Below are 17,014 nucleotides of genomic sequence, written 5' to 3' on the forward strand. Positions count from 1 at the left end.
GCCGCACCGCGCCGCTAGAACCAGACCTTCCAGTCGCGGCTCGCGTCGTTGTTCGGGTCGAAATACTTGTCCTGCCACGTGTCGTTGGGGCTGAGCCCCGAGAAGGCCTGCTTGCCGGCCTGCTGGATCACGTAGCGGAACCGGTAATGGTCATAGATGTCCATGACATGGACCATATAGGCTTGCGCCAAAGCCTTGTGGCCCTTCACGATCAGCAGGTTTTCGTCATTATTGTAGGACGCCCGATAGCCGAGGTTATGGCTGCCGGTGATGACGACGCAATCGTCCGAAAGGGGATCGATCACGATGATCTTGTCGTGGATGATCGCATGGGCGTTGGGGCCGGCCTTCAGCAATTCCTGCTGCCAGAAGGCGAACTGATCCTTGATGGCGCTCGCGGCCACCACGTCGACCGGCTTTTCGCCGGGGCGATGGATCAACATCGTGTCGGCGGCCTCGACGGCTTTGGCATCCGTGGCGGCGCCCCGCACGAACACACCGTCATTCGCCTTGGCGATCTCGACCGCGACATCGAGGACGCTCGGCTTGCCGGGCTGAAACAGCAGAAACAGAACGGCGTGTTTGGCGGCCCTCATCAGGCCGAAGACCTCGTCGAGATCGGGTGGAACAGCCTCTGTGGCGCCCCGTCGGGTCGCGCGCGCCTTCGGCGTATTGGGCGAGAACCACAGGGTCGCGTGGCCCTCGTCGATCGGGCTGTCGGTGAGCGCCGCCCTGGCATCGGCGTCGCGTAAGGCAGCGGATTGCTTGGCTTTACCGTCCGCGGGCGTGTCGGCTTTCAACCTCTGCCAATAGGCGAGATAGGCCTCCGCGATCGTCGCATCCTGCACTACGAGCGCGTTGTTGGATTGCGCGCAAACGGCTGTGTCGGTCCAATTCGTGCTGCCGAGCAGGACGGCCTGAGCCTTCCCTTTCGGATCGACATAAACCATGAATTTGTTGTGCCCGATGTGGCCGGACGGCACGAAGCGGTCGATCAGGTCGATGCCGTCATGGTCGTGCAGAGCCTGCCGGGCCGGGGCGTTTTCCGCGTCGTCCGTCCCTGTGTTGGACAGGATGAGATGTAGCCGCTCGGCCTTGAGCAGGGCCTGTTCGAGCTCCGGGTCGGTCAACTCATAGAGGGCCGCGTAACAGTCACCGCCGTCCTGCTTGGCGCGATTGAGCAAGAGCAACAAACCTTCGATCATCTGGCCCGCGAGGGCGTTTCGCAACGGATCGCCCGGCTGGTCGATACGATCGAGCAGGATCTTGAAATCCGGGGCGCCCGACGGACCGGGCTTGACCGCATGCGAGACGAATTGGGTCGATAGGATGCCCCGGTTGAAATAGGCGCGGAAGCTGCCGCGCTCGGGCGTCAACGTCACCGGGTCGGTTTCGAGGCTCGTGACATCGGCCAGAGCGTCAAGCGCCGTGTCGGTCGACGGCGTGCCGCCGACCGGAACGATCCGGTAGGCATAGGTGCCGCCTCGCTTAGCCGTCACGTCCTTCCACTCGTATTTCTGAATGGGCCAGACCGCGGTCGTGTTCGGTTTCCATTCCGGGTTGGATTGACCCTGAAACCCGACCCAGGCCGGAAGCGCCGTCCAGGCGGATTTCGGATGCGCCATATCCTTCCGGTCGATCCGAAAGCCGAGACAATCCGGCAGCTTGTCCGGATAATGCCAGACGATCATGACGACATCGTTGTTCGACGTGGCGCGCGCCTGCGGCTTGTCCAAGCAACCACCCTCCGGCTGAAACCCGCCTGAGGCTAGCGCCATCGCTTTGCGGTTGCATGACAGGGTTTTGGCTCCGATCGCGCGAGCCAACTGGCGTCATCGGGGCCGGACGTCTATTGAGGCCCGGCATGTCTCATTCATCCGAAACGCCCGCCCCCTCCCATCGCCTTGCCCTCTCCGTGGTCCTCGCCTCCGTCCTGCTCGACATGGTCGGCATCGGCATTGTGGTCCCGGTCCTGCCGGAGATGATTCGCGCGATCTCCGGGAGTGATATCTCGCAAGCGTCGGTGGTGGGCGGTTGGCTGTTCGTGGCCTATTCGGCCATGCAGTTTCTCTGCGGGCCAGCCATCGGCAATCTGTCGGATGCGTTCGGGCGACGGCCGGTGCTGCTGGCCTCGATCCTCGGTCTCGGGCTCGACTATATCGTCACGGCTTTTGCGCCATCGGTCGGGTGGCTGTTCGTCGGTCGTATCATCGCCGGGATCTGCGGCGCGTCCTACACGACCGCGAATGCCTATATCGCCGATATTACCCCGCCCGAGGGACGCGCCAAAGCATTCGGGCTGATCGGCGCCGCCTTCGGGATCGGCTTTATCCTTGGCCCGGCCATCGGCGGCCTTCTCGGCCAGTTCGGCCACAAGGTGCCGTTTCTGGCTGCGGCCGCCTGCTCCCTGCTGAATTTCGCCTTCGGCTATTTCGTCCTGCCGGAATCGCTGCAGCCCGACATGCGACGGCGCTTCCGATGGTCCCGCGCCAGTCCGTTCGGGGCCGTCGCGGCCCTGCGTCGCCAGCCCGCCCTGACCCGTTGGGCGATCGTGCTGCTGCTCTTTTTCCTCGCGCAGGCCGTATATGTATCGGTCTGGGCTTATTCGGCGATCGCCCGATACGGCTGGAGCGAAGCGCAGATCGGCATCTCTCTGGCCCTGGTCGGCATCACGTCCGCCCTGGTGCAGGGGCTGTTGGTGGCTCCCATCATTCGCCGCATCGGGGAGCGGAATGCGGCGCTGATCGGCGTCGTGGCGGCCTGCCTATCGGCGATCGGTTACATGCTCGCGAGCGAGGGCTGGATGGTCTATGCGCTGATCATCCTCGGGGCCATTCAGGGGCTCGCGATGCCGGCCATCAACGCGTTGATGTCGCATGAGGTACCGGCCGAGGCGCAAGGGGAGCTGCAGGGCGCTGTCGCCAGCGTGCAAAGCCTTGCCTCGATTCTCGGGCCACTGCTGATGACGCAGATCTTCGCGGCTTTTACGGCGCCCGGCGCGCCGGTTCTGTTCCCCGGCGCACCCTTCGCGGCGGCGGCGGTTCTGTTCGGCGCCTCGACCCTGCTGTTGTTACGAACCTCCCCACGACCCGGCGCGGTGGCGTGAAAAAGCCCGGCGGATCGCTCCGCCGGGCCTTGACGTTGACGTCGCGTGCTTCGGCCGCTTATTCCGCTGCGGTCCGCATCGGCTCCTCGGTCGTGCCATCCGTATAGGTCGGGTGCTCGAGCCGCTGGCCCGGAGCCGCGCGGCCCGGCAGCGGCGGAAGAGCTTTCGCCTTTTCCAGATCGATACCGGCGCCCGTCGCGACGCGGGTGCCGTAATCGGGATCGCAATGCCAGAAGTGCCACACCATGCGAAGCTGGATCGCCTCCGGGCAGGCCTTCATGTCGTTGACGAGGTTGTTGATGAGGTCGTCGCGCTCCCAATCCTGGAACGTGCGATAACGCTCGCCGGCCTGGGTGTAATCGTCCGTGGTGCGGCTGGTCTGATAACGACCGAGACGCCCCTCGACCGGCTGGTGATAGTCCTTGGCCGGCTTCGGAGCTTCCTTGAGGCTCTGGCCCAGCACGCTTGGCTCATAGTTGACGTTGGGGTTCGGGCCGCCATCGACCACATAGGTCATCTGGCCGTCGCGCTGGTTGGTCATGGCGCGGAGGCCCTCACGCGGCGCGTTGATCGGCAACTGCAGATAGTTCGCGCCGACGCGGTGACGCTGCGTGTCCGAGTAGGACAGCGTCCGGCCCTGGAGCATCTTGTCGTCCGAGAAGTCGATACCATCGACCAGCACCCCCGTGCCGAACGCGACCTGCTCAACTTCCGCGAAGAAGTTCGACGGGGCGCGATCCAACACCATGCGGCCACAGGGCAGCAGCGGGAATTGATCGACAGGCCACAGCTTGGTGTCGTCGAGCGGGTCGAAGGAGAGATGGTCGTTCGGGCCATCGGGCATGATCTGCACGCAGAATTCCCACTCCGGGAAATTGCCCTTGGCGATGTTGTCATAGAGGTCGCGCGTGGCATGGCCGACATCCTTACCCTGGATCTCGGCGGCCTGAGCGGAGGTTAGGTTGCGAATGCCCTGTTTCGGCTCCCAATGGAATTTGCAGAGAACGGCTTCACCCTCGTCGTTGACGAGCTTGTAGGTGTTGACGCCAGAGCCTTCCATCTCACGATAATTGGCCGGGATACCCCACGGGGACTTGAGGTGCGTCACCATGTGGAGCGACTCGGGGTGCATTCCCACAAAGTCGAAGAACCGCCAGGCTTCCTGGCGATTGGTCACCGGATCCGGTTTGAAGGCATGGATCATGTCGGGAAACTTGATAGCGTCCCGGATGAAGAACACCTTGAGGTTGTTGCCGACCAGATCCCAATTGCCGGCGACAGTCTTGAACTTGACCGCAAAGCCACGCGGGTCGCGCTCGGTCTCGGGGCTCTCTTTAGCACCGGCCACGGTGGAGAATCGCACCACCATCGGCGTCCTCACGCCAGTCTCGGTCAGCACGCGGGCGCGCGTGTATTTGGAGGCCGGCTCGTCGCCGATCTTGCCATAGGCTTCAAAATAACCGTGTGCGCCAGCGCCGCGCGCATGAACGACGCGTTCCGGAATTCGTTCGCGATCGAAATGCGTGATCTTCTCGATGAACTGATAGTTCTCGAGCGTCGCCGGGCCGCGTTCGCCGACCGTCCGGGTAGACTGATTGTCGCGGACCGGGTGACCCTGACGGGTCGTCAGAATAGTGTTATCCTCAGTCATGAGGCGTTCCTCTTCATCGTGGAGCAGGAGCGGCAACGCCGTGAACGGCCGTTCCGCTTGATCTTCGAACCCGTCTGGGTGACAGTGAGAACCATATTCACTTTTGATCATCAAGGCAAGGATGAGATTTGCCGATGAGTCGAAACCAAGAGTTTGAGATGCATCCGGATACGCCGCCCAAGCTCCCGAAGAACTATCGGCTCGTCTATGACGTGGTTCTGGCGCAGCCTCCGGGCCAACATGCTGCGGCCGGGGACATCTATGCCGAAGCGCGGCGGCGGCAGGCTGGACTCGGCCATTCCACGGTCTATCGCGCGCTGGAACGGTTGCGCGACTTGGGCCTTGTGCATGAAGTGAAGGTGCCCGGCACCGCCTCGGCTCTCTACGAACCCTCGCGACACGGTCACGCGCATTTTCTCTGCACCGCATGTGGCCGCGTCGAGGATGTCGATTATGACATTCCGACGGCCGATATCGTCGCTTTAAACAAAGCCAATCACATCACGATCTCGGATGTGGCGCTGACGTTCAACGGCTTGTGCCAAGCCTGCGCGAAGCCGTAAGGGCTAGCCCTCGACGATGCTCCTGTCCAAGGCGGCTGCCATCCCGTCGATGATCCGCGATACAGCGTCGACAGGCGACATCATCGCGGTATCGAGCACGAGGCGGTGATCCAGCCTCGCCTCGTAGTCATGCGTCAAGACACCCGCCCAGGTCGGGGGGATCAGACCCGTATCGTCTTTGACGCGCCCTTCCACGCGCCGCCGGTGCTCGACCGGATCGGAACAGATGATCTCGACGTTCAGCAGGGCCGCGCCGTTCCGCTGGGCGACCGATTGCCAGGCCGCGCGCGTTTCCGGCAACGGATTGACGCTATCGGCAACCACATCGAGCCCGAGCGCGATATGATCCCCGGCCATGCCATATCCGACGAGATAGCCGGCGATGCCGACGGCCTCGCCCGCATTGCGGATCCCCTGTTCGATCGTGTCGATCCGGATATGGGCGGCACGAAGGCGGCGCGCCAGCAGTCGGGCGATCGTGGTCTTTCCGGTACCCGGCAACCCGCTCAGCACGATCAGCAGCGGTTGTCTGTCCACCAGCGTCAAATCGAGACCTGCCGCCCGAGCTCCACGGTATTCTCGTGCGGCAGGCGCATCACGTCGCCGACATGGCTCGAGTTACGTTCCATCGCGGCATAGATGGCCTCGATCCATCGCGGCAAGCCTCGACCGTCCTCGCGTCGCACGATCGAGGCATGGCCGACGTAATAGGTCACGTCCTCGAGATCGAGCCGACAACCGTGATATTCGGCCGTCGCCAGCAGGGCAGGGATGTCGATATTTTCCATAAAGCCGAACACCGCTTCGGCACGCCAGAAGTTCGGCGCGAGTTCGTCGACCGTGAGATGCTTGTCGGCAGCGATCCACGGCACCGAGGCGGTGCTGACCGTCAGAACGAACAGATACGTGTGAAGCGCGCGGTTATGCTGCATATGCCAGAGCAGCACGGGCGGCACATCGCGCGTGGTCCGCGTGAGGAACACCGCTGTGCCGGGGACACGCGGGGTTTGTTTGGCCACCGCCTGGGCGCTGAAATCTTCGACCCGGATGATGCTTTCCTCGAACCGCTTGGCCACCGCTTCGGAGCCGCGATGCCAGATCCACATCAGTCCGTAGATGAGGGCCGCGATCAGCAGAGGCACATAGCCGCCATCGGCGATCTTCACCGCATTGGCGCCGACGAAGGCCAGATCGATGATGAGAAAGAAGGCCGCGACCAGGCCCGCGACGGCCGCGCTCCACTTGAGAATTTCGCGCATGGCGATGAACAGCAGCACGGTCGTGATCAGCATCGTGAGCGAGACCGCGATGCCATAGGCGCTCGCGAGATGATCCGATTTCTGAAATCCGAGCGTCAGCCCGATCGTCACGATCATCAGGATCCAATTGACGCTTCCGACGTAGATTTGTCCGTAGCCTTCGGCCGATGTCTGCTTGACCGCGACGCGCGGCAGCCAGCCGAGTTGGATCGCTTGGCGGGTCATCGAAAACGCGCCCGTGATGATGGCTTGGCTGGCAATGATGGTTGCGAGCGTCGCCAGCACGACCAGCGGGATCAGTAGCGGACCCGGGCAGAGCCGATAGAAGATGTTGCCGTCCGTCGGGGCGCCGTCGAGCACGATCGCGGCTTGTCCGGCATAATTCAGCACGAGGCTGGGAAACACGACACCGATCCAGGCAAGGCGGATCGGTTTCGGCCCGAAATGACCCATATCGGCATAGAGGGCTTCGGCGCCCGTAACACAGAGAAAGACCCCGCCGAGTACGAGAAAGCCTTTCACGCCATTGGAGGCCAGAAAGGCTATTCCATAAACCGGATTGAGGGCGGCGAAGACTCCAGGGTGATGGAGGATGCCGCCGATCCCCATGGCCGCAAGCGCCAGGAACCATGCCACCATGATGGGACCGAAGGCCTTGCCGATCCGCTCGGTGCCGAGCGGTTGCGCGATGAATAGCGCCAGCAGGATCGCGACCGCACCCGGCACGATATAGGGATGGAACGCGGGGGTCGCCATATCGAGGCCCTCGATCGCCGACAGCACCGAAATGGCGGGCGTGATCGCTCCGTCGCCATAAATCAGCGCTGCGCCGAACAGCCCGATCGCCACGATGGCGGCCCGATGTTTCTTCATGCCGATCAGCGACATCAGCGCGAGAATACCGCCTTCGCCATCGTTGCCGACGCTCATCGCGATGGTGACGTATTTCAGCGTCGTGACGATCACCAAGGTCCAGATCAAGAGGCTCAGCAGACCGAGGATCGTCGCGGGCTGCGTGGCATCGCCGATGCCGTCCAGCACCGTCTTCAAGGTGTAAAGTGGGCTGGTGCCGATATCGCCGAACACGATGCCGAGCGCCGCGAGACCAAGGGCCGGCAGGCTCGTCGTCGGATGTCCATGCACGGCGTCGGGCTTATGCGGGCCGGAGGACGGCATCGTCCGTGCGGCGCTGTTTTCGTCTGCGGCACGTGTTGACATAAACAGCTCCAGCATCGCTCGGCGAACCCATGCGCGATTGGAGGCAGGCATGCAATGGCATGAGTTGAACCGTCGCATAGCCTGACCCATCTGCGGCTGACGACCGCAGCGACAAGGAGTTCCCGCGCGATGATGACCAACAGAAGCCTCGTTCTCGATAGTCGACCCGAAGGCAAGGTCGAGAGCCGGCATTTTCGCATGGTCGAGGCCCCTGTTGCGGCGTTGCGTGAGGGGCAGGTGTTGATCCGCAACCTGTTTCTGTCGCTCGATCCCTACATGCGGGGCCGCATGAGCGCGGCGAAATCCTATGCGGTGCCGCAGGAGATCGGCGCCACCATGGGGGGTGGGACGGTCGGCGATGTGGTCGAGTCACGCCACTCGTCATTCAAACCTGGCGACAAGGTGGTCGGTATGGGCGGCTGGCAGCTTTATGCCATCAGTGACGGCGCAGGGCTTCGCAAGGTCGATGACAGTCGCGTGCCGCTCAGCGCCTTTCTGGGCGTCGCCGGCATGCCGGGCGTGACCGCATGGTACGGCTTGAACAAAATCATCGCTCCGAAGCCGGGTGAAACAATCCTGGTGTCTGCGGCGACGGGAGCCGTTGGCTCAGTCGTCGGCCAGTTGGCGAAAGCGGCCGGCGCTCGCGCTGTCGGTATCGCAGGCGGCCCCGACAAGTGCCGTTACGCGGTCGAGACCCTCGGCTACGATGCTTGCGTCGATCACAAATCGAGCAGCTTTGCGGCCGATCTCGCGGCGGCTCTTCCCCATGGCATCGACGGCCTGTTCGAGAATGTCGGCGGCGTGCCCTTCACGACCGCGATCGAGCACCTCAATCATTTGTCTCGCGTCGCCATCTGCGGCCTCATCGCGTCTTACCAGGGCGCGCCGACGACCCTGCCGAACATGCACATCTTTCTTCGTGTGCGGTTCAAGATGGAGGGGTTCATCGTATCGGATCATCTCGATCTGTGGCCCGACGCCATCGCGGCGCTGACCGACCTCGTCGCGACCGGCAAGCTGACCTATCGTGAAACGATCGCCGAGGGGCTCGATGCGGCGCCGGCGGCCTTCATCGGCCTGCTCGACGGACAAAATTTCGGCAAGCAACTCGTCAAGCTCGTGTAGGCGACGGGACGGGGCGCAACGCCCCGTCCATTGATGAGCCGGCGTTGTGACGGCCCGATCAGGCCGGCCCGAAGACCCGGTCGAAGATCGTATCGACATGTTTGGTATGATAGCCGAGGTCGAAGAGGCTCTCGATCACCTCGGACGTCAGGGCCTTCGCGACATCGGGATCGTTCTTCAGCAGGGTCAGAAAGTCGCCTTCGCCGCGCCACACCGGCATGGCGTTGCGCTGGACCAGCCGATAGGCGTCTTCGCGTGACACCCCCGCCTGGGTCAACGCCAGCAGCACGCGCTGCGAATGGACGAGACCACCCAGACGGTCCAGGTTTTTCTGCATGTTTTCCGGATAGATCACGAGATTGTCGATCACGTTGGTCAGCCGTGCCAAAGCGAAATCGAGCGTGATGGTCGCGTCCGGTCCGATCGCGCGCTCAACCGATGAATGCGAGATGTCGCGTTCATGCCAGAGCGCCACATTTTCGAGCGCTGGCGTGACCATGCCGCGCACCAGCCGCGCGAGACCCGTGAGATTCTCGGTCAGGACCGGATTGCGTTTGTGCGGCATCGCCGATGAACCCTTCTGGCCGGGCGAAAAATACTCCTCCGCCTCTAGCACCTCGGTCCGCTGCAGGTGCCGGATCTCGGTCGCGAGCCGCTCGATGCAGGAGGCCACGACCCCGAGCGTCGCGAAGAACATGGCATGCCGATCGCGCGGGATGACCTGCGTTGAGACGGGCTCCGGCGTCAGACCCATAGCTTTGGCGACATGGACTTCAACGGCGGGGTCGATGTTGGCGAAGGTCCCGACCGCGCCCGACATCGCGCAGGTGGCGATTTCGGCGCGCGCCGCAACCAACCGGGCGCGGCAGCGCGCAAATTCAGCATAGGCGAGCGCGAGCTTCAGCCCGAAGGTGACCGGCTCGGCATGGATGCCGTGCGAGCGGCCGATCGTCGGTGTCATCTTATGCTCGAAAGCGCGCTTGCGGAGTGCTGTCAGCAGCGCGTCGACATCGGCGATCAACAGGTCGCTGGCGCGGGCAAGTTGGACCGCGAGGCACGTGTCGAGCACGTCCGACGAGGTCATGCCCTGATGCACGAAGCGGCTTTCCGGGCCTAGAAATTCGGCAAGATGGGTCAGGAACGCGATCACGTCATGCTTGGTCTCGCGCTCGATCTCGTCGATGCGGGCGACGTCGAACGTCACATGGCCGGCCTTCTCCCAGATCGCCTTGGCGGCGTCTTTCGGAATGACCCCAAGATCCGCCAGTGCGTCACAGGCATGCGCCTCAATCTCGAACCAGATGCGGAAGCGGGTCTGCGGCTCCCAGATGGTCACCATGGCGGGACGGGAATAGCGCGGGATCATGGGAACTCACCGGAAAGAAGACGATCCTGGCGCGTACCATACGGGAACGCCGGCTCGCAAATCGGCGAAGGTGGGACGAACCGACACGGTCGCTGAAATTAGACAATTTTAAGACGAATCTGGATTGCGAGGCGGCATGTGCCTTGCTAGCCTTTATCAACGACTGTGATCGATCACAGTCGGATTTGTGATGAATTGGCCGGAGCCGGTCAGGGTAAGGGTAGGGTCGCGTATGGAGATTTTCCTCCAGCAATTGATCAACGGCATCACGCTTGGCTCGATCTACGGGCTCATCGCCATCGGCTACACGATGGTGTTCGGCATCATCGGCATGGTCAATTTTGCCCATGGCGACGTCTTCATGCTGTCGGCCTTCGTGGCCTTGATCATCTTTCTGATCCTGACCCAATTGCTGGGGATCACCAATCTCGCCTTGGCCTTCATCGTCGTCCTGGTCGGCTCGATGGTCATCACGGCCCTCTGGAGCTGGACGATCGAACGGGTGGCCTATCGCCCGCTGCGCGGCTCGTTCCGCCTCGCGCCGCTGATCTCGGCCATCGGCATGTCGATCTTCCTGTCGAATTTCGTGCAGGTCGTTCAAGGTCCGCGCAACAAGACGATCCCGTCGCTCTTCGACACCGTGATCCATGTCACCAGCGGCGGCGATTACAACGTGACGCTGTCCTACAAGCAGATCATGATCGTCGGCGTGACGGTCGTGCTCTTGGCCGGGTTCTGGTACCTCGTGCAACACACCTCGCTCGGCCGCGCACAGCGGGCTTGCGAGCAGGATCGGAGGATGGCGGCTCTTCTCGGCATCGACGTCGACCGCACCATCTCGTTGACCTTCGTGATCGGCGCTGCCCTCGCGGCCGTCGCAGGCGTGCTGTTCCTGAGCTATTATGGCGTGGTCAATTTTGCCGATGGGTTTATCCCAGGCGTCAAGGCTTTCACGGCCGCGGTTCTGGGCGGCATCGGATCCTTGCCGGGGGCCGTGCTGGGCGGACTGCTGATCGGCTTGATCGAAGTGTTCTGGTCGGCCTATTTCTCGTCCGACTACAAGGATGTCGCGGCCTTCTCGATCCTGGCCATCACCTTGATCTTCATGCCCTCCGGCCTGCTCGGCCGGCCTGAGATCGAGAAGGTATGATCCGATGACGATGGATATGACCAAACCGGGCGGCGCCGCTTTGGCGCAGGCACCCGCAACCCCGGCGTTCGACGTCCTCGCCGCGATCAAGGATGCGGGTTTCGCCGCTCTCGTGACCCTCGGCCTATCGATCCCGATCCTGATGTTCAGTACGCATGAGGACATGTCCAACGCGCTGGTAGTGGAGCCGCGCTGGTCATGGGCCATCGGCGCTTGCATCGCCGTCTTCGCGGCCCGGATGATCGGGATCGTCTACCGGCATTCTTCAAGCCGCGTCGCCACTGCGGCACGGCCGCAGGAATTGCGGAAGCCGTCGCGCGCCGAGGTGTTTGCCAAGACCTATCTGAGCCTCTTCGTCGTCGCGGCACTCTTCGCCTTCCCGCTCGTGATGCTCGGTTCGCTCGGCCCCAGCGGGTCGTTGAAGTGGATCAACAATTACGGCATCCAGATCCTGATCTACGTGATGCTCGGGTGGGGCTTGAACATCGTGGTCGGCCTCGCCGGCCTGCTCGATCTCGGCTATGTCGCGTTCTACGCGGTCGGCGCCTATTCCTACGCGCTCCTCTCAACCACGTTCGGCCTGTCGTTCTGGCTCTGCCTGCCGCTGGCCGGCATCCTGGCGGCGTTCTGGGGGATCATTCTTGGCTTCCCCGTGCTCCGTCTGCGCGGCGATTACCTAGCCATCGTGACGCTCGCGTTCGGAGAGATCATCCGCATCGTGCTGATCAACTGGACCGATCTCACCAATGGCTATGCCGGGATTTCATCGATTCCGAAGGTCACGTTCTTCGGCATTCCTTTCACGGCCGGCGACGAAGGATTTGCGCATCTCTTCGGCCTGACCTTCACGCCGATTCATCGGACCATCTTTCTGTTCTATCTCATCCTCTGCCTCGCGCTGTTGACCAACTTCGTCACCCTGCGGCTCCGACGCCTGCCGGTCGGTCGTGCATGGGAAGCCTTGCGCGAGGACGAGATCGCGTGTCGGTCGCTCGGCATCAACACGGTCAATACCAAGCTGACGGCTTTCGCGCTCGGGGCCTTCTTCGGCGGTTTCGCGGGATCGTTCTTCGCGGTGCGTCAGGGCTTCGTGAGTCCGGAAAGCTTCACCTTCATCGAATCCGCCACCATCCTGGCCATCGTGGTGCTGGGCGGCATGGGCTCGCAGATCGGGGTCGCGATTGCGGCTGTCGTCATGATCGGCGGCACCGAAATCCTGCGTGAACTCGACTTTCTCAAAGCGATTTTCGGCCCCAACTTCGATCCGACTCAATACCGCATGCTGATCTTCGGCTTCGGCATGGTCGTTATGATGATCTGGAAACCGCGCGGCATCATCGCGACGCGTGAGCCATCCATCTTCCTTAAGGAGCGCAGAGCTATTTCGGGATCACTGGTGAAGGAGGGACACGGTTGATGCGCTGGCAGACCGACCCCCTCCTGGTCGTCGAGCATTTGACGATGCGTTTCGGCGGTCTCATCGCCGTTAACAACCTGTCGTTCACGGTTGGGCGTGGCGACATCACCGCGCTGATCGGCCCGAATGGCGCCGGCAAGACGACGGTGTTCAATTGCGTGACGGGTTTTTACAAGCCGACCGAAGGGCGCCTCGCGCTGGCCCGGCAGGGGATCGCGGCGTCGGCCGATGTCGCCGCCCTCACGGCGTCGGGCGCCAAGAACCGCGGATCGTCGACGGGTGACATCTATCTGCTCGAGCGCATGCCCGATCACGAGATCTCCTGGCGGGCGAGGGTTGCGCGGACGTTCCAAAACATCCGCCTCTTCACCGGCATGACGGTGCTCGAGAATTTGATGGTCGCGCAGCATAACCGCCTGATGATCGCATCCGGCTTCACGTTCGGCGGCGTCCTCGGCATCGGTGGCTACAAAGCCCAGGAGACGGCTGCGGTCGAGAAAGCCAAGGATTGGCTCGACCGCATCGGCTTGATCGGTCGTGCCGACGATCCGGCCGGCGATCTGCCCTATGGCGATCAGCGTCGGCTTGAGATCGTGCGGGCCATGTGTACCGATCCGGTGCTGCTATGCCTCGACGAACCGGCCGCCGGCCTCAACCCGCGCGAGTCCGGTGAACTCAACGCATTGCTGCGCCTCATCCGCAAGGATCATGCGACCTCGGTGCTTCTCATCGAACACGACATGTCGGTCGTGATGGAAATCTCCGACCACGTGATCGTGCTCGATTACGGCACCAAGATCGCCGACGGCACGCCGACAGAAGTGCAGCAAGACCCGCGCGTGATCGCGGCCTATCTCGGCGTCGAGGATGAAGAGGTGGCGCAGGTGGAAGCCGAGATCGAGGCGGAGGTCGGCGCATGACGAGCCTGAACGACATGCCGCTCGACGGGGCTGTTGCGACGACGCCGCGTCCCGTGCCGGCGCCCCTGGCTGAGCCGGCGCCCGCGCCGATGCTGACGATCCGTGGCGTGAAGACCTATTACGGGAAGATCATCGCCCTGAAGGGGGTCGATCTCGACGTCAATCAGGGTGAGATCGTGACGCTGATCGGCGCCAACGGGGCCGGGAAATCGACCCTGATGATGACGATTTTCGGCAATCCGCGGGCGCGCGAAGGCACCATCACGTTCGATGGGCGGGATATCACCCGCATGCCGACGCATGAGATCGCCCGTCTGTCGATCGCGCAATCCCCTGAAGGACGGCGCATCTTCGCCCGGATGAGCGTCTATGAAAACCTGCAGATGGGCGCCTCGATCAACAAGTTCGCCTATTTCGATCAGGATCTCGAACGCGTTTTCACGATGTTTCCCCGGTTGAAGGAACGCTCGAGCCAGCGCGGCGGGACGTTGTCGGGCGGCGAGCAGCAGATGCTGGCGATCGCCCGTGCCCTGATGAGCCGACCCCGTCTGCTCCTGCTCGACGAACCCTCGCTCGGGCTGGCCCCCCTGATCGTGAAGCTGATTTTCGACGCGATCCAGCATCTCAACAAGACCGAGGGCCTGACGGTGTTTCTGGTCGAGCAAAATGCCTTTCACGCGCTCAAATTGGCCGATCGTGGATATGTGATGGTCAACGGCGTCATCACGATGTCGGGGACTGGACGCGAGCTTCTGTCCCGGCCCGAAGTGCGGGCCGCATATCTCGAGGGTGGACATCATTGATGGCGGGCTTGTTCTACGACGACACGCCGAACGGCCTGTTGCAGTTTCTGTTCGTCACGATCCTGTTGGGCGGAGCGGGAGCGATCGCCAGTGGACGGGCCATCGCGGCCGGCTGGAAAGCGTTTACGATCGTGCCGTTCTACATGGTCGTGCTCGCGGCTGTGGTGCGGTTTCTGCATTACGCTTTGTTCGGTGCCGACCTCCTGTCGGTGCCGGCTTATGTGTTGGCTCTCGTAATCCTGTTGCTCGCGGCCGGCTATGGCTATCGATCCAAGCGGGTGTCGCAGATGACGACGCAATATTCATGGATTTACGCCAAATCCGGCCCTCTCGGCTGGACGCAGAAGGGCGCCTGACCTCCTTGCGGGACGCGATCGACGGTTGTGCCGTTTTAACGTGACAACGTCCATTGTGTTCAGCACTCTGCCGCGGGAGCGGATTTCTGCAGCAGCGGGCCGGTCCACGGTTCGCCGATTTTTCTTACGATTGGGAGTGGTCATGAAGAAGTTTTGGTTGTCGAGCTGCGTGCTCGCAGCGGGTCTTGCCTTCACGGGCGCCGCGCATGCCGACATCAAGGTCGGCGTTGCCGGCCCGCTTACTGGCCCGAACGCAGCATTCGGCGCACAGCTGCAGAAGGGTGCCGAGCAGGCGGTCGCGGATATCAACGCCAAGGGCGGCGTTCTCGGCCAGAAGCTGGTTCTCGAAACCGGTGACGACGTTTCCGATCCCAAGCAGGGCGTCTCGGTCGCCAACAAATTCGTCGGCGACGGCGTGACCTGGGTGGTCGGCCACTTCAACTCGGGCGTCACCATTCCGGCGTCGGACGTCTATGTCGACAACAACATCCTGATGGTCACCCCGGCCGCCACCAATCCGCAGCTGACCGAGAAGGGCAAGTGGGACGTGTTCCGGACCTGCGGTCGTGACGACCAGCAGGGCGCGGTCGCGGCGAAATACATCGAAGAGCACTTCAAGGGCAAGAAGATCGCGATCCTTCACGACAAGACCACCTACGGCAAAGGTCTTGCGGATGCCACGAAGGACGATCTTGCCAAGGATGGCGTGAAGCCGGTCCTCTACGAAGGCGTCAACACGGGCGAGAAGGACTATTCGGCCGTCGTGTCGAAGCTCAAGGCATCCGGCGCGGCACTCGTCTATTGGGGCGGTCTGCATCCGGAAGGCGGCTTGATCCGCCGTCAGATGACCGATCAGGGCGTCAATGCCGTGATGATGTCGGGCGACGGCATCACCGATAACGAATTCGCGTCGATCGGCGGCCCAGGTGTCGTCGGCACGCTGATGACCTTCGGTCCCGACCCGCGCCACAACCCGGCGGCTGCCGAAGTCGTGAAGGAATTCACGGCCAAGAACTTCGATCCGCAAGCCTACACGCTCTACAGCTACGCCGCCATGCAGGTGATGGCCGAAGCTGCCGAAAAGGCCAAGTCGGTCGATCCGAAGAAGGTTGCTGACGAAATGCATTCGGGAGCGTCGTTCCCGACCGTCATCGGGCCGCTCGCCTTTGACAAGAAGGGCGATCTGACCAAGGCCGGCTACGTGATGTACACGTGGAAGAAGGGCCCGGACGGCAAGGTCACGTATTTCGAAAACGATTGATAACAACGGCTTAGTAGCCGTTTTTCAATGATCTATCGAACCCGCCTCTGTCATGCAGAGGCGGGTTTCGTTTTGTCAGCCCAGCTGCGCGAGACCGGGGAACGTCTCGATCAGCCAGAACGAGAGCGTCTGCATGCCGCCCGTCAGGAAGGCCAATCCGGTCAGCACCAGAAGGCCGCCCGCAACCTTCTCCACGGTCGCAAAATAGGCGCGGAACCGTTTGAGAAAGCTCAGGAACGTCCCGATCGCGAAGGCCGCGGCAATGAATGGAATCCCGAGCCCGGCCGAGTACAGGAGCAGCAGCCCCGCTCCGCGCAACACCGTCGCCTCGGACCCTGCGAGCGTGAGAATCGCGGCCAGGATCGGCCCGATACATGGTGTCCAGCCGAACGCGAAGGCAAAGCCCATCAGATAGGCGCTCCACAAGCCGGCCGGGCGTTGCCGCATCTCGAGACGCGCCTCCCGATAGAGGAAGCCGATCCGAAACAGGCCGATGAAATGCAGCCCCATGACGATGATGACGAGGCCGGACGCGACCGACAGCACGCTCGAGAATTGTCGAAACACCGTGCCGAGCACCGAGGCCGTGGCCCCGAGCGCGACGAAGACCGTGGTGAAGCCGGCGACGAATAAGAGGCTCGCCAGCACGGCGTCTCGCCGCGTTTGCCGTGTCGTCGCCACGCTCAATTCGTCCAATGTGGCGCCGGCCAGATAACAGAGATAGGGCGGCACCAGCGGCAACACGCAGGGGCTGAGAAACGAGACGAGGCCGGCCACTACGGCAGCCGGGAGCGTGACATCGGTCGACATGCAGCCGTT

At 62.6% G+C, this 17,014-nt stretch carries 15 protein-coding genes; 9 read left to right on the forward strand and 6 right to left on the reverse strand.

All coding sequences use genetic code 11. The annotated features are described in order from the left end of the window. Nucleotides 1-14: 14 nt before the first annotated feature. The gene (locus EY713_RS12740) at nucleotides 15-1,736 is read right to left on the reverse strand and encodes a phospholipase D-like domain-containing protein (RefSeq protein WP_165491119.1); all 1,722 of its coding nucleotides are present in this window, start codon (nucleotides 1,734-1,736) and stop codon (nucleotides 15-17) included. Between the two features lie 128 nt (nucleotides 1,737-1,864). On the opposite strand from EY713_RS12740, the gene EY713_RS12745 reads away from it, so the two are divergent. After that, a complete protein-coding gene (locus EY713_RS12745; protein ID WP_131115382.1) occupies nucleotides 1,865-3,106 on the forward strand; it encodes a TCR/Tet family MFS transporter in 1,242 nt (413 codons plus the stop codon). Between the two features lie 58 nt (nucleotides 3,107-3,164). On the opposite strand, the gene EY713_RS12750 is transcribed toward EY713_RS12745, so the two are convergent. Next, nucleotides 3,165-4,757 carry a catalase gene (locus tag EY713_RS12750; protein ID WP_131115384.1) on the reverse strand — a complete coding sequence of 531 codons (1,593 nt, stop codon included), beginning with the start codon at nucleotides 4,755-4,757 and terminating at the stop codon, nucleotides 3,165-3,167. A gap of 134 nt (nucleotides 4,758-4,891) precedes the next feature. On the opposite strand from EY713_RS12750, the gene EY713_RS12755 reads away from it, so the two are divergent. Next, nucleotides 4,892-5,320, forward strand: a complete 429-nt coding sequence (locus EY713_RS12755; protein ID WP_131115386.1) for a Fur family transcriptional regulator — start codon at nucleotides 4,892-4,894, stop codon at nucleotides 5,318-5,320. A gap of 3 nt (nucleotides 5,321-5,323) precedes the next feature. Here EY713_RS12755 and EY713_RS12760 read toward each other — a convergent pair whose 3' ends face one another. Both EY713_RS12760 and EY713_RS12765 read right to left on the reverse strand, forming a co-directional pair. Continuing rightward, nucleotides 5,324-5,842, reverse strand: coding sequence for a P-loop nucleotide/nucleoside kinase family protein (locus EY713_RS12760; RefSeq protein ID WP_131119669.1), 519 nt, complete (start codon nucleotides 5,840-5,842; stop codon nucleotides 5,324-5,326). A 20-nt stretch (nucleotides 5,843-5,862) separates the two neighbouring features. Next, nucleotides 5,863-7,797, reverse strand: a complete 1,935-nt coding sequence (locus EY713_RS12765; RefSeq protein ID WP_245572710.1) for a potassium transporter Kup — start codon at nucleotides 7,795-7,797, stop codon at nucleotides 5,863-5,865. Nucleotides 7,798-7,926: 129 nt separating this feature from the next. On the opposite strand from EY713_RS12765, the gene EY713_RS12770 reads away from it, so the two are divergent. After that, the gene (locus tag EY713_RS12770; protein WP_131115388.1) at nucleotides 7,927-8,922 is read left to right on the forward strand and encodes an NADP-dependent oxidoreductase; all 996 of its coding nucleotides are present in this window, start codon (nucleotides 7,927-7,929) and stop codon (nucleotides 8,920-8,922) included. Nucleotides 8,923-8,980: 58 nt separating this feature from the next. Here the strand turns inward: EY713_RS12770 and purB are convergent, their stop codons facing one another. Continuing rightward, nucleotides 8,981-10,288, reverse strand: a complete 1,308-nt coding sequence (gene purB / locus EY713_RS12775; protein ID WP_131115390.1) for an adenylosuccinate lyase — start codon at nucleotides 10,286-10,288, stop codon at nucleotides 8,981-8,983. A gap of 232 nt (nucleotides 10,289-10,520) precedes the next feature. On the opposite strand from purB, the gene EY713_RS12780 reads away from it, so the two are divergent. The 6 genes from EY713_RS12780 (at nucleotide 10,521) to EY713_RS12805 (ending at nucleotide 16,195) form a co-directional block, all read left to right on the forward strand. Next, nucleotides 10,521-11,438 (forward strand): branched-chain amino acid ABC transporter permease, encoded by a 918-nt coding sequence (locus tag EY713_RS12780; protein WP_131119673.1) that lies wholly within the window; start codon nucleotides 10,521-10,523, stop codon nucleotides 11,436-11,438. 10 nt (nucleotides 11,439-11,448) lie between these two features. Beyond that, complete coding sequence (livM, locus tag EY713_RS12785; protein WP_245504316.1) at nucleotides 11,449-12,855, forward strand: high-affinity branched-chain amino acid ABC transporter permease LivM; 1,407 nt, start codon at nucleotides 11,449-11,451, stop codon at nucleotides 12,853-12,855. After that, complete coding sequence (locus tag EY713_RS12790; protein ID WP_131115392.1) at nucleotides 12,855-13,775, forward strand: ABC transporter ATP-binding protein; 921 nt, start codon at nucleotides 12,855-12,857, stop codon at nucleotides 13,773-13,775. The genes livM and EY713_RS12790 overlap by 1 nt, the downstream gene beginning before the upstream one ends. 89 nt (nucleotides 13,776-13,864) lie before the next feature. After that, nucleotides 13,865-14,578 carry an ABC transporter ATP-binding protein gene (locus EY713_RS12795; RefSeq protein WP_227401938.1) on the forward strand — a complete coding sequence of 238 codons (714 nt, stop codon included), beginning with the start codon at nucleotides 13,865-13,867 and terminating at the stop codon, nucleotides 14,576-14,578. Next, nucleotides 14,578-14,934, forward strand: a complete 357-nt coding sequence (locus EY713_RS12800) for a DUF6867 family protein (RefSeq protein ID WP_131115394.1) — start codon at nucleotides 14,578-14,580, stop codon at nucleotides 14,932-14,934. The genes EY713_RS12795 and EY713_RS12800 overlap by 1 nt, the downstream gene beginning before the upstream one ends. A gap of 142 nt (nucleotides 14,935-15,076) precedes the next feature. Continuing rightward, nucleotides 15,077-16,195 (forward strand): branched-chain amino acid ABC transporter substrate-binding protein, encoded by a 1,119-nt coding sequence (locus EY713_RS12805; protein WP_131115395.1) that lies wholly within the window; start codon nucleotides 15,077-15,079, stop codon nucleotides 16,193-16,195. Nucleotides 16,196-16,270: 75 nt separating this feature from the next. Here the strand turns inward: EY713_RS12805 and EY713_RS12810 are convergent, their stop codons facing one another. Beyond that, on the reverse strand, nucleotides 16,271-17,005 hold the full coding sequence (locus EY713_RS12810; protein ID WP_131115397.1) for a cytochrome c biogenesis CcdA family protein: 735 nt from the start codon (nucleotides 17,003-17,005) through the stop codon (nucleotides 16,271-16,273). Nucleotides 17,006-17,014: the final 9 nt, after the last annotated feature.

The organism is Lichenihabitans psoromatis, assembly GCF_004323635.1.
GTDB lineage: Bacteria > Pseudomonadota > Alphaproteobacteria > Rhizobiales > Beijerinckiaceae > Lichenihabitans > Lichenihabitans psoromatis.

Excerpts from the sequence above, each read along its gene's own strand:
- EY713_RS12805 (WP_131115395.1), top strand. The coding sequence starts at position 15,077 with ATGAAGAAGTTTTGGTTGTCGAGCTGCGTGCTCGCAGCGGGTCTTGCC.
- EY713_RS12750 (WP_131115384.1), bottom strand. The coding sequence starts at position 4,757 with ATGACTGAGGATAACACTATTCTGACGACCCGTCAGGGTCACCCGGTC.
- EY713_RS12745 (WP_131115382.1), top strand. The coding sequence starts at position 1,865 with ATGTCTCATTCATCCGAAACGCCCGCCCCCTCCCATCGCCTTGCCCTC.
- purB (WP_131115390.1), bottom strand. The coding sequence starts at position 10,288 with ATGATCCCGCGCTATTCCCGTCCCGCCATGGTGACCATCTGGGAGCCG.
- EY713_RS12790 (WP_131115392.1), top strand. The coding sequence starts at position 12,855 with ATGCGCTGGCAGACCGACCCCCTCCTGGTCGTCGAGCATTTGACGATG.
- EY713_RS12800 (WP_131115394.1), top strand. The coding sequence starts at position 14,578 with ATGGCGGGCTTGTTCTACGACGACACGCCGAACGGCCTGTTGCAGTTT.
- EY713_RS12770 (WP_131115388.1), top strand. The coding sequence starts at position 7,927 with ATGATGACCAACAGAAGCCTCGTTCTCGATAGTCGACCCGAAGGCAAG.
- EY713_RS12765 (WP_245572710.1), bottom strand. The coding sequence starts at position 7,797 with ATGTCAACACGTGCCGCAGACGAAAACAGCGCCGCACGGACGATGCCG.
- EY713_RS12780 (WP_131119673.1), top strand. The coding sequence starts at position 10,521 with ATGGAGATTTTCCTCCAGCAATTGATCAACGGCATCACGCTTGGCTCG.
- EY713_RS12810 (WP_131115397.1), bottom strand. The coding sequence starts at position 17,005 with ATGTCGACCGATGTCACGCTCCCGGCTGCCGTAGTGGCCGGCCTCGTC.
- EY713_RS12795 (WP_227401938.1), top strand. The coding sequence starts at position 13,865 with ATGCTGACGATCCGTGGCGTGAAGACCTATTACGGGAAGATCATCGCC.
- EY713_RS12755 (WP_131115386.1), top strand. The coding sequence starts at position 4,892 with ATGAGTCGAAACCAAGAGTTTGAGATGCATCCGGATACGCCGCCCAAG.
- livM (WP_245504316.1), top strand. The coding sequence starts at position 11,449 with ATGGATATGACCAAACCGGGCGGCGCCGCTTTGGCGCAGGCACCCGCA.